Source organism: Tsukamurella spumae (assembly GCF_012396015.1).
Classification (GTDB): domain Bacteria; phylum Actinomycetota; class Actinomycetes; order Mycobacteriales; family Mycobacteriaceae; genus Tsukamurella; species Tsukamurella spumae.
Genome location: NZ_JAAXOQ010000011.1, coordinates 66800 through 78148, shown reverse-complemented (window position 1 = coordinate 78148; position 11349 = coordinate 66800). Strand labels below are relative to the sequence as shown.

Sequence of the window (11349 nt, the reverse complement as noted above, 5' to 3'; positions counted from 1 at the left end):
CACGAGCCTCCGACAGGTCAGACCGCCCGGGTCAACGCCGCAGGTAGCTCGGCCAGCGAACGGATCGCGGGTGGCTCGCCGCCCACGCCCGCGCCGGACCGGTCGAGCCAGAGGGCACGCAGCCCCGCCACTCGCGCGGCGGCGACGTCATTGGCGTAGCTGTCGCCCACCGCGACGCAGTCCCCCGGCGCCGCACCCGCGAGCTCGCAGGCGTGTAGGAACACCGCGGGATCGGGTTTGCCGATCCCCAGGGTGTCGGTGGTGACGACGTGCGGGAACCGATCGGACACGCCGAGGACCTGGAGTTTCATCCTGGTGGCGGCCGTCGACGAGTTCGTCAGGAGCACCACGACGATCCCCCACCGTTCCGCCGCCTGCACCGCCGGCATCGCATCCGGGAAGAGCCGCTGCGCCGCCGCGAACGCCGGATCGAAACCGCTGCAGTACCGGCGATAGCGCCGCGGCTCCCAGAGCAGCCCGAGGTCCTGCGCCGCGGCCGCGATCCGGGCCTTGCGCATCTCGTGGAACCGCAGTTCCCCGGCGGTGTACCGGGCGAACACCCCGTGCGGGTCGCGCAGGAAGTGCTCGGCGAACCGCTCGCGCGTGGTGGCGCCCGACTCGGGCCACACCTCGAGTGCGGCCGCCCGCGCCGCGGCGCGCATCGCTGCGGCGGTGTCCACCACCGTGTCGTCGACGTCGAGGATCAGCGCATCGCACGGACGCGGCCCGTCCATGCCCGCACGCTGTCGCAGCCGCGCGAGCGTGTCGGACCCCCAGCTCAGGCCGCCGCGAACCGCGGCACCGACCAGGTCCGTCAGTTCCACCCGCGCGTCCTCTCCGTCGCCCTCGCTCGGCCTGCCGCTCGGCCTACTACTCGGCGAACATCCGCTGGAACCGCTGCAGCGAGTCCTCGATGTCGCCCTTGAGCGCCCGCGCCACCGTCGCCCCGATCGGGCCGAACAGCGGCGCGCCGCCGAGATCGGTACGGAGGGTCACCGTCGAACCCGCGCCGGACGGCGCGATGCTCACGGTGAGCTTGTACTTCGTGCCCGCCACACCCTTGCCGTCCAGGACCAGCTTCCGCGGCGGGTCGTACTCGGTGATGACCCAGTCGACGCGGTTGCGGAAGTTCTTCACCTTGACCACGCAGGCGATCCGCGCCCCCTCGGCGAGCTCGGGCAGCGGGCCCCGCCACCCGTCGTGCAGGGTCACCCACTGCGGGAGCGTCTCGAGGTCCGCGGCCTTCGCCCACGCCGTGTCCGGCGCGAGCGCGATCTCGATCCGGCTCTCGACCTTCGCCACACTCACTCCTTCAGCCGTGATTGATGGACTCAACGTAGCGTGCGCGACGGCGCGCACCACCACCGAGCGTAGATTTCTCGCGTGTCCGCCACCGCCGCCTCGATCGTCCTCGCCCTCGTCGCCGCCTTCCTGTTCGCGTGCGGATCCGCCGCCCAGCAGACGGAGGCGGCGAGCGTCGACGAGGGCTCCTCACTCATCGCCGAGCTGATCCGCCGGCCCCGCTGGTGGCTGGGCCTGGTGGGCGACCTCGGCGGCTACGCCTTCCAGGCCTGGGCGCTGGCACTGGGGCCGGTCCTGGTGGTGCAGCCGCTCATCGTCGCGGCGCTGCTGTTCGCGCTGCCGATCTCCGCGCTGCTCAACCACACCCGCGTCACCACCCGCGAGTGGACCTGGGCCGCAGTCCTCGCGATAGCGCTGGCGGTGTTCCTCGTCGCGGGGCGGCCCACCGACGGCGTGCCCGACGCCCCGGGCGCCACCTGGCTGCCCGCACTCATCGCGGTGGGGGTCGTCGCGGCGGCGACCACGGCGATCGGGCTGGTCCGCACGCTGCCCGGGTCCGCACGGGCGCTGTCCTTCGGCGTCGCCGCGGGCACCCTGTTCGGCGTCGCGACGGTGCTCACCAAGCCTGTGCTCACGTCCTACGAGCACGCGGAGTTCGTCGCGAACACCGCCCGGCTGCTGACCGACTGGCGGCTCTACGTCCTGGTGCTGTGCGGGATCGGCGCGATGTACCTGCAGCAGCGGGCCTTCCAGCCCGCCCCGATCTCGGCCTCGCTGCCGGCGATCACCCTCGCCGAGCCGATCTGCGCCGCCGTCCTCGGCGCCGTCGTGCTGCAGGAGTCGGTCACGCTCACGGGCTGGCACGGCGTCGCGGTGATCGCCTCCGGGGTCGTCGGGGCCGTGGCCGCGGCCCGCCTGGCCCGACGGTGACGCCCCGTCCCGCCCGGGGCGGCGGCGTACCGTCGGGCGGTATGACGGACCTGGAGGCACTGGCACGGGCCCCGTTCACCTACCCCGAGGTGGGGGCGACGCGCGGCACCCCGCCCGGGGACGCGCACGTCTTTCGCGCGGAACGCGTCGTGGGCCACGGCCCGGAGGACTTCGCCGCGGTCCGGGACTCGATCCGCGCCTACGGCATGCAGCGCGGAGCCGGGCTGCGGGTCCGGGCCAGCACACCGCGGGCCGAGGCGGACACCGTCATGGTGATGACCACGCCGCTGTTCGGCCCCATCCGCATCCCGTGCCGCGTGATCTACGTCGTCGACACCCCCGACCGGGCCGGCTTCGCCTACGGCACGCTGCCCGGGCACCCCGAGAGCGGCGAGGAGCTCTTCTCCGTCGAACTGCGGGCGGACGGTGCCGTGGTCGCGGTCGTGAGCGCGTTCTCCCGCCCCGGGCGCTGGTACACCCGCCTGGGAGCGCCCGTCGGACGCCTCCTGCAGGCGGTCATGACGCGCCGCTACCTCGCGGCGATGGTCCTCGGGTAGCCGCGACCGTCAGACGCTCTCGCGGCGCCGGCGGAAGGGCACGGGCTCGCCGAGGACCTCCTCGAGCTGCGCGCGCAGGGCGTCCGGAATCGGGGCGGGGCGGCCGGACGCGGCACCGTCCACCACGACCATGGACGCCTCCGACAACGCGGCCACCCGGCCGTCCGCATCGAGCACCTCGTAGCCGATGTCGAAGCCCGACCCGCCGATCCTGGTGACGCGCATCAGGATCCGCACCGGCTCCTGTGAGTACAGCAGCGGGCGAACGTAGTCGATCTCCTGGTGCGCGACGAACATCGTGATCCGGCCCGAGTCCGGTCCCGAGCCGAACCGGATCATGAACCGGATGCGCGCCTCCTCGAGCAGCCGCAGCATCGACACGTTGTTGATGTGCTGCAACGCATCCATGTCCGACCAGCGCATCGGGACCAGTACCTCGTGATTCGTCATGGGACTATTGTCGAGCACAACCCCCTTCCCTCTGCTCACCGGGAGACGCGATGCGCGCCACACGACTGTTGACCGCCGCCGTGCTCGCGGCGAGCCTCACCGCCTGCTCGACCTCGAGCGACGGCGCCTCCGCGCCCTCGTCCGGTGCGGCCGGATCGGGCGGCACCGTGATCGTCTACGCCGCCGCCAGCCTGCAGGCCACCTTCGAGAAGCTGGGCTCCGAGTTCGGCGCGAAGCACCCCGGCACCACCGTCAAGTTCTCCTTCGGCGGCTCGTCGGGTCTGCTCGCACAGCTCACCCAGGGCGCGCCCGCCGATGTCTTCGCCACCGCGGACACCCCCACCATGGACAAGGCCAGGGCGGCATCGCTGGTCGCCGACCCGCAGCCCTTCGCCACCAATGTCCTCACCATCGCCACCGCACCCGGCAACCCGAAGGGCGTCACCTCGCTCGCCGACCTGACCAAGCCGGGCGTCAGCGTCGTGGTGTGCGCGCAGCCCGTGCCGTGCGGCACGGCGACCGCCAAGGTCACCAAGGCCGCCGACGTGACCCTGCACCCCGTCAGCGAGGAGGACTCCGTCTCGAGCGTTCTCGCCAAGGTCCGGCACGGCCAGGCCGACGCAGGCCTGGTCTACAAGACGGACGTCAAGGGCACGAACGGCGCCGTCGGGTCCGTCGACTTCCCGCAGGCCGACGGTGCCGTCAACGTCTACCCGATCGCGGCGCTGACCGCCGCCGAGAACGCCGCGGGAGCGAAGGAGTTCGTCGAATTCGTTCGCGGTCCGCAGGGCCGGGCGGCCCTGGCTGCGGCAGGCTTCGGGGCACCCAGCTGAACCGGTCCGCGCGCTCCGCTCCCGGCCCGGACAGGGCGTTCCCCGGCTGGATCCTCGCTCCCGCCGCGCTCGGCGCCGCCTTCGTGCTCGTTCCGCTGATCGGCATCGTGGCGAAGGTCGACTGGCCGCGGTTCGGGGACCTGGTCACCTCGGAGGACTCGCGGGCCGCCCTGCTGCTGTCCCTGCAGACCTCGTGCGCGGCGACGCTGCTGTGCATCGTGCTCGGCGTTCCGCTCGGGGTGATCCTGGCGCGCAGTCGATCCCGGTTCGTCGGGGTGCTCCGTCCGCTGGTCCTGCTGCCACTGGTGCTGCCCCCGGTGGTCGGCGGCATCGCGCTGCTCTACGCCTTCGGCCGCCGCGGCCTGGTGGGCCAGTACGGCGGGATCGGCGGGCACATCGCGTTCACGACGGTGGCCGTGGTCCTGGCGCAGGCCTTCGTCGCCCTGCCCTTCCTCGTGCTGGCCGTGGAGGGCGCGCTGCGCACCCTCGGCACCGACTACGAGCGGACCGCAGCGACCCTGGGCGCCTCGCCGTCGATCGTGCTGCGCCGCATCACCCTCCCGCTGGTGCTGCCGTCCATCGCCTCCGGCGTCGTGCTGACCTTCGCGCGGGCGCTCGGCGAGTTCGGCGCAACGCTCACCTTCGCCGGATCCCTCGCGGGCACCACCCGCACGCTGCCGCTGGAGATCTACCTGCGCAACGAGACCGATCCGCAGGCGGCGGTGGCGCTGTCGCTGGTACTGCTGGCCGCGTCGGCCGTGATCGTCTCGGCGGTGTACGGGGTCCGCGCATGGCGGAGATGAGCCCCGGGCTGACCGTCGACCTGACCGTGGCCGCGCGCGGCGTCGACGCCCGGTTCACGGTTCCGAACGGGGAGACCCTCGCCCTCCTCGGACCCAACGGGACCGGGAAGTCGACCGTCGCCGACGCCGTGGCCGGGCTGGTCCGGCCCGACTCCGGCCGCGTCGTCGTCGCCGGGCAGACCGTCTTCGACGGTGCCGGGCGGTGGGTCCCGGCGCACCGTCGGCGCGTGGCGCTGCTGGGCCAGACCGCACGACTGTTCCCGCATCTGCGGGTGCACGCCAACGTGGCCTTCGCGCCCCGCAGCGCCGGGGCGGACCGCCGATCCGCCGCGGCCGCCGCGGACCACTGGCTCGAGGCGGTGGGGGCCGCACAGCTGCGGGATCGGCGCCCGCACGAGCTCAGCGGCGGCCAGGCGCAGCGGGTCGCGCTCGCGCGTGCCCTGGCGGCCGAGCCGAAGGTCCTCCTGCTCGACGAGCCCCTCTCCGCGCTCGACGTGGGCGCCCGGGCCGAGGTCCGATCGGTTCTCCGTAGGTTGCTCGACGGCCGCACCTGCGTGCTCATCACCCACGACGCGGCCGATGTGGTGGCCCTCGCCGATCAGGCGGCCGTGCTCGAGGACGGCCGCGTCGCCGACCAGCGTCCCGCCGCGGACCTGCTGCTCTCCCCCGCGACGCCCTTCGCCGCCCGGCTGGCGGGGATGAATCTGCTGCCGGACGGCGACGGGGCGTGGGTGTTCGGGCCCGACGACCTCGAGGTCGGCGCCACGAACGACGACGGTGCCGGACTGTCCGGCACCGTCGTCGAGGTGAGTGTGGCAGGCGGGCGCTGCCGGGTGACGAGCAGGGTCGCGCCCGCGGGGACCGCGGGCACCGTCGACCTGGTGGCCGAGCTACCGGCCGAGCGGCACCGGGAGTTTCCTCCCGGCGCCGCGGTCCGCCTGGTGCCGGACCTGACCCGCGCGCGCCGGGTGACTACTGCTCGTCGTCCGGATCCGACACCTCGGTAGCCTCGTCGGCGGCCGCGGGGGGCGTGCGGTCCACACCGGCGAGCAGCAGGTAGACCTGCTTGATCGCGTCGCCGAGAATGGTGTCGACCGCGGCCGTCTGCTCGGGATCGCCCGTACGGGCGACGCGCCGGGTGACCTCGTGCAGCTCGCGCAAGGTCTCGCGGAGGTGCCCCCGCTCGGCCGAGCCGCCGTCGAAGCCGGCGAACGGGTCCGGGGCATCGGCGAGCGCGGTCTCGATGTGCTCGCGGCCCGCGGTGGTGAGCGTGGCGACCTTGCGGCCGTTCTCCCGCTCGATGGTGATCAGCCCCTCGTCCTCGAGCTGGCTGAGCGTGGGATAGATGGCGCCGGGGCTGGGCTTCCAGGCCCCCGCCGTGCGCTCCTCGATGGAGGAGACGATCTGGTAGCCGTGCATCGGCTCGGTCTCCAGGAGCCGGAGCACTGCGATGCGGACGTCGCCGCGCTGGACGCCGCGCCGGCCGCGGCCACGACCGCGCCCCCGTCCGGGGCCGCCCGGGCCGAAGGGGCCGGGTCCGCCGGGACCGAAACCGGGCCCGCCGGGTCCGAAGCCTCCGGGGCCGAACCCCGGCCCGCCCGGACCGAATCCACGGCCACGCCCGCGGCCGCGTCCCTCGCCACGGCCCTCTCCGGGGCCGCACTCGGACGGGAAGCCGCTGTTGCGGAATCGTGCATCGAAGTGCTCGTTGTGAGTGTGCCTACGCATGGTGGCACTCCTTTCGGTAGGGGGTCGCATGTTTCGCAACCCGATGCGTTCACGATATATCGCGATAGTTCATTTGGCAACCCCCAACGCGAGAAGCCTCCGCCCGGTATCCGGGCGGAGGCTTCTGACGTGGTACGACGGTGCCGGTCAGGCCTTCGTCGAAGCGATTCGGGCGACGACGGCGTCGGCGAACTTCACCGCACCGTTCTCGATGCGCTCGAGGTGCAGATCGGGCTGGACGACCTGGACCTCGAGGATCAGCGGGTCACCCCCCGGGGTGCGGACGAGATCGACGCGCACGTACAGCGGCGGGTTCGCGGGATCGATGGGCTTGAGCGCGGCATCGGCGATCTCCCGCTCGGCCGCCGTCGGCTCGACATCGGTGAGCTGCTCGACGGGGCGCCCCGCACCGGGCTCCGCGTTCACCTCGGCGGCCAGGTCACGACCGAAGGCGTGGCTGTACTCGCCGCCGATGTAGACCAGCGAGACCCCGCCGACCTCGCCGACGTACGGGAAGACCATGACCGACGTACCCGCCGCCTTGATCTCCTCCAGCTTCGCGCGACTGGCCGCGCCGTCCTCCGGGCCGAACCGGAAGGCCTCCGCGAGGCCGCCGCTGATCGTGGGCCGGACGACGTGCTCGACACCGAGGTAGTCGTGATCGAGCGTGGCGTCGTGCACGGTGATGAACTGCGCCGGGACCATCGGCAGGCCCTCGGACGCGTAGTCCGCGAGGTAGCGCTTGTCCGCGTACCAGCGGACGAGCGGCTCGGGGTTGAGCACGAGCGACTGTGCGGCGGCGCGCCACGCCCAGCCCAGGAAGTCGTCGTAGCGCTGTGCGTAGTCCCACGCGCCGGTGATCACGACCGCGTCGAACTGCTCCCAGTCGACACTCGAGTCGGACCACACGGCGGCCTCGGCGTCGTGGCCGGCCGCGCGCAGGGCGGCGAGGATCTCCTGGCCGCGGTCGTCGAGATCCGGCTGCGCCGCGGAGGTGGCAAGAGCGATTCGGTACGTCACGCCGGACAGTATGGCAGCCATCGGCGTTCCGCCGTCGCGACACCCGCGGGAACTGCGCCTCCCGCGGGGCCCGAGCGGATACGCTGTGCACCGTGAGGGGTGATTTGCAGGCGCACATCGAGACGGCTCGCCTCCACCTCGCGCCCGCCGCCGGCGCCTCGAGCTCGTCCGCCTTCGACGGACGCTTCCACATCGTCGACCGGCACAGCCGCCGCACGCTGGGCCGGATCGCCCTGCGCGCCTCCCGGCACAGCAGTGTGCGCGGCCTGGAGTTGAGCTACTCGGTGGCGGAGGCGCACCGTCGACGGGGGTTCTGCGCCGAGGCGGCGCACGCCCTGGTGGGCGACGCCTTCGCGCGCGGCCTCACCGGTCGCGTCTACGCGTCCACGGCCTGGTCGAACCTCGCGTCGCGCCGCGTCCTCGCCGGGCTGGGCATGTCGCAGCTGGACATCGCGATGCTCGACTGGGAGTCGCTGCAGGGCGAGGTCGACCTCGGCGCGGAGGGCGATGCGGACCTCACGCCGTATGCACGGGTCGAGTACGAGATCCATCGCACGGACTGGCTGGAGCGACGGGCCGCCCGGAATCGTCCGGATCGCGACGCTCGCCCCGCTTGACGGCGATCACGCCCGCCACGATCGCCACCGCGCCCACGATCTGCAGAGGCGTGAGCGCCTCCCCCAGCATCAGCCAGGCCACCACGCCGGACGCGATGACCTCGGAGAACCCGAGGAAGGACGCGAGTGTCGGGCCCACCAGGTTGATCGCGACGATGCCGGCGACGTAGGCCAGTCCCGTGGCGACCGCGCCGATGACGACGGCGGGCACCCACCACGGCGTGGTGCCGAGACCGCCGAGAACCACGGGCGCGGTGGAGATCCGCACCGGAGTCAGACCGGCCAGAGAGGTCAGCGACAACACGACCGCACCCACGAGCAGGCCGCCGGCCGCAAGGGCCAACTGGTCCACCGCGGGCTTCGAATCACCCTCTTGCGCCGCGGTATCGAGGTCGTCGGCGCGGGTACCGTCCTCGGCGAGCAGGAAGTACGCCGCCAGGCCCACCAGCGACACGAACGCCCAGACCAGGCCGATCGGCGAGACGACCGCACCGCCCGATGCCGCGCCCACGACCGCGACCAGCCCCGCGACCGCCAGTGCCGCACCGAGCGCGGTGCGCACCGTCGGGCGCTTCCCGAACCGGGCCCAGAGGTACACCAGCACCAGCAGCGGCGCGGAGAACTCGATGAGCAGCGCGACCGTCACCGACATGTGCGCGATGGCGTTGAAGTACGCGAGCTGCACGGCGAGCACAGCGAGCAGTCCGTAGGCGAGCACCGTGAAGGGCGCGTGCCGCAGCGTCGCGAGCCGCGCGCGGGCGAAGATCAGCATCGGCACCAGCGTGACGATCGCCGCGATCCAGATGCGCACGAGCACGACGCCGGCCGGGCTCCATCCGGCGGCGAGCAGCGGCTTGCCGAACGGGCCGGACATCGCGAACGCGAATCCCGAAACCAGAGCGATAGCGATACCCCGACCCATGCGTCACCTCCGTGTTCATGTCATCAGTAAGGAGTCAAGTGAGGTACGCTAGTGACAGTAGCGGCACCTGTCGTAAGGAGTCAAATGAAATTCGCTCATGACACCGAGCCCTCGCTGATCATGGCCGCCGACCTCGTGAACACCGACTACGGACACGAGGAGCGGCTCGGCACCGCCGCGGCGCTGAAGGAGTTCCTGCGCCGCCACGAGTTCACGGGCTGGAGCTCCGCGGAGAGCAAGGACCTCGCCCCCATCCACGAGCTGCGCGCGGAGCTCGCACGCGTGTGGGCCGCCGGCCATCCCGACGAGGTGGCCCGGCTGGTCAACGAGATGCTGGCCGCCACGCCGCAGCAGCCGCGCCTGACCCGGCACGGCGCCTGGGACTGGCATCTGCACTTCATCCCCGACGACGCCCCGTTCCCCGTCCGGATGCGCGCCGAGTTCGCGATGGCCCTCGTCGACCTGGTCCGCAGCGGCAGCGTGGACCGTCTGAAGACCTGCGCGGCCGACGACTGTGACCGGGTTCTCGTCGACCTGTCGAAGAATCGTTCCCGACGCTTCTGCACCGAGGGGAACTGCGGGAACCGGACCCACGTGGCCGCGTACCGCGAGCGCCGCGCCACGGGTTCGGGCGTGCGTCGCGACGAGAGTTGAACAGAGGACTACGGTAGGACTGCACATGCCGGGGATCCCGGCTACGACGCGATACCAGGAGCAACGAGAGTAATGAGCGACGGAACGCACCGCCACAGGGTGGTCGTCATCGGTTCGGGCTTCGGCGGCCTGTTCGGCACCCGGGCCCTCAAGCGCGCGGACGTCGACGTGACGATGATCGCGAAGACCACTCACCACCTGTTCCAGCCGCTGCTCTACCAAGTCGCGACGGGCATCCTGTCCGAGGGCGAGATCGCCCCCGCGACCCGGATGATCCTGCGCAAGCAGCGCAACGCGGAGGTGCTGCTGGGCGAGGTCTCCGACATCGATCTCGAGAACCGCACCGTGACCAGCCACCTGCTCGAGCGCGAGACGGTCACCCCGTTCGACAGCCTCATCGTGGCGGCCGGCGCGGACCAGTCCTACTTCGGCAACGACCAGTTCGCCGAGTTCGCGCCGGGCATGAAGACCATCGACGACGCGCTCGAGCTGCGCGGCCGCATCCTCGGCGCCTTCGAGCAGGCCGAGCTGTCCAACGACCACGAGGAGCGCATGCGCCTGCTCACCTTCGTGGTGATCGGCGCCGGCCCCACCGGGGTCGAGCTGGCCGGGCAGATCGCGGAGATGTCCGACAACACGCTCAAGGGCGCGTTCCGCAACATCGACCCGACCGAGGCGCGCGTGATCCTGCTGGACGCCGCCCCGGCCGTGCTCCCCCCGATGGGCGAGAAGCTCGGCACCATGGCGGCCAAGCGGCTCGAGAAGATGGGCGTCGAGATCCAGCTCAACGCGATGGTGGTCGACGTCGACGCCGACGGCCTCATCGTCAAGGAGAAGGACGGCACCCAGCGGCGCATCGAGGCGCAGTGCAAGGTCTGGTCCGCCGGCGTCGCCGCCAGCAAGCTGGGCAAGGTGCTCGCGGAGCAGTCCGGTGCCGAGACCGACCGCGCCGGCCGTGTCAAGGTCCTGCCCGACCTGTCGATCCCCGGCAATCCGAATGTCTTCGTCGTCGGCGACATGATGCTGGTCGACGGTGTGCCGGGCATGGCGCAGGGCGCGATCCAGGGCGCGACCTACGCCGCGAAGGCGATCAGCGCCGGCCTCAAGGGACAGACCCCGGCCGAGCGCAAGCCCTTCAAGTACTTCGACAAGGGGTCGATGGCCACCGTCTCGCGCGCCAGCGCCGTGGCGAAGGTCGGCAAGCTCGAGTTCGGCGGCTTCCTCGCCTGGGTCGGCTGGCTCGCCCTGCACCTGTGGTACATCGTCGGCTACCAGAACCGCGTCATCACGCTGACCTCGTGGGCCATCACCTTCCTGACCAACAAGCGCGGCCAGATGACGATCACCGAGCAGCAGGTCTACGCGCGGACGGCGCTCGACGCGCTGCAGTCAGGTGCGAGGCCGGCGATCCCGCCGGTGCACACCAGCTCGCCCACGAAGGCGCTACCGAAGTCCGCACCCAAGGCGGACATCCAGGTGCAGGCCCCGGGCGCACCGTCGGCCGAGGCGGAGAAGGCCGAGAAGGCCGGCTGA

Annotated in this window: 14 protein-coding genes; 8 read left to right on the top strand and 6 right to left on the bottom strand. The window is 72.1% G+C overall.

The features are described from left to right. Positions 1–17 precede the first annotated feature (17 nt). Both HF999_RS10210 and HF999_RS10205 read right to left on the bottom strand, forming a co-directional pair. Entirely contained in the window at positions 18–824 is an 807-nt protein-coding gene (locus HF999_RS10210) for an HAD family hydrolase (RefSeq protein WP_168545765.1), read from the bottom strand. A gap of 46 nt (positions 825–870) precedes the next feature. Continuing rightward, positions 871–1302, bottom strand: coding sequence for a type II toxin-antitoxin system Rv0910 family toxin (locus HF999_RS10205; RefSeq protein WP_168545764.1), 432 nt, complete (start codon positions 1300–1302; stop codon positions 871–873). 81 nt (positions 1303–1383) lie between these two features. Here HF999_RS10205 and HF999_RS10200 point away from each other — a divergent pair, with 81 nt between their 5' ends. Together HF999_RS10200 and HF999_RS10195 are read left to right on the top strand one after the other, a co-directional pair. After that, positions 1384–2232, top strand: a complete 849-nt coding sequence (locus HF999_RS10200; RefSeq protein ID WP_168545763.1) for a DMT family transporter — start codon at positions 1384–1386, stop codon at positions 2230–2232. 41 nt (positions 2233–2273) lie between these two features. Then, positions 2274–2789, top strand: a complete 516-nt coding sequence (locus HF999_RS10195) for a DUF1990 domain-containing protein (RefSeq protein WP_168545762.1) — start codon at positions 2274–2276, stop codon at positions 2787–2789. A gap of 9 nt (positions 2790–2798) precedes the next feature. On the opposite strand, the gene HF999_RS10190 is transcribed toward HF999_RS10195, so the two are convergent. Continuing rightward, on the bottom strand, positions 2799–3239 hold the full coding sequence (locus HF999_RS10190) for an acyl-CoA thioesterase (RefSeq protein WP_168545761.1): 441 nt from the start codon (positions 3237–3239) through the stop codon (positions 2799–2801). Between the two features lie 50 nt (positions 3240–3289). Here HF999_RS10190 and modA point away from each other — a divergent pair, with 50 nt between their 5' ends. The 3 genes from modA to HF999_RS10180 are packed head-to-tail and all read left to right on the top strand — an operon-like array spanning position 3290 to position 5882. After that, a complete protein-coding gene (gene modA, locus HF999_RS22210; protein WP_210733680.1) occupies positions 3290–4072 on the top strand; it encodes a molybdate ABC transporter substrate-binding protein in 783 nt (260 codons plus the stop codon). Further along, positions 4069–4875, top strand: a complete 807-nt coding sequence (locus HF999_RS22205; RefSeq protein ID WP_210733693.1) for an ABC transporter permease — start codon at positions 4069–4071, stop codon at positions 4873–4875. The genes modA and HF999_RS22205 overlap by 4 nt, the downstream gene beginning before the upstream one ends. Then, the gene (locus HF999_RS10180) at positions 4863–5882 is read left to right on the top strand and encodes a sulfate/molybdate ABC transporter ATP-binding protein (RefSeq protein ID WP_168545760.1); all 1020 of its coding nucleotides are present in this window, start codon (positions 4863–4865) and stop codon (positions 5880–5882) included. The genes HF999_RS22205 and HF999_RS10180 overlap by 13 nt, the downstream gene beginning before the upstream one ends. On the opposite strand, the gene HF999_RS10175 is transcribed toward HF999_RS10180, so the two are convergent. Together HF999_RS10175 and HF999_RS10170 are read right to left on the bottom strand one after the other, a co-directional pair. Then, a complete protein-coding gene (locus tag HF999_RS10175; RefSeq protein ID WP_168545759.1) occupies positions 5848–6603 on the bottom strand; it encodes a PadR family transcriptional regulator in 756 nt (251 codons plus the stop codon). The genes HF999_RS10180 and HF999_RS10175 overlap by 35 nt on opposite strands. A gap of 147 nt (positions 6604–6750) precedes the next feature. Then, positions 6751–7623, bottom strand: a complete 873-nt coding sequence (locus HF999_RS10170) for a DcsG N-terminal domain-containing protein (protein ID WP_168545758.1) — start codon at positions 7621–7623, stop codon at positions 6751–6753. 92 nt (positions 7624–7715) lie between these two features. Between HF999_RS10170 and HF999_RS10165 the strand changes: the two genes are divergently transcribed. Continuing rightward, a complete protein-coding gene (locus tag HF999_RS10165; RefSeq protein WP_168545757.1) occupies positions 7716–8240 on the top strand; it encodes a GNAT family N-acetyltransferase in 525 nt (174 codons plus the stop codon). Here the strand turns inward: HF999_RS10165 and HF999_RS10160 are convergent. Next, positions 8140–9162, bottom strand: a complete 1023-nt coding sequence (locus HF999_RS10160; protein WP_168545756.1) for an EamA family transporter — start codon at positions 9160–9162, stop codon at positions 8140–8142. The two genes, HF999_RS10165 and HF999_RS10160, sit on opposite strands and share 101 nt — an antisense overlap. 84 nt (positions 9163–9246) lie before the next feature. Here HF999_RS10160 and HF999_RS10155 point away from each other — a divergent pair, with 84 nt between their 5' ends. Together HF999_RS10155 and HF999_RS10150 are read left to right on the top strand one after the other, a co-directional pair. Then, the gene (locus HF999_RS10155; protein ID WP_168545755.1) at positions 9247–9816 is read left to right on the top strand and encodes a CGNR zinc finger domain-containing protein; all 570 of its coding nucleotides are present in this window, start codon (positions 9247–9249) and stop codon (positions 9814–9816) included. 72 nt (positions 9817–9888) lie between these two features. After that, positions 9889–11349, top strand: a complete 1461-nt coding sequence (locus tag HF999_RS10150; RefSeq protein ID WP_168545754.1) for an NAD(P)/FAD-dependent oxidoreductase — start codon at positions 9889–9891, stop codon at positions 11347–11349.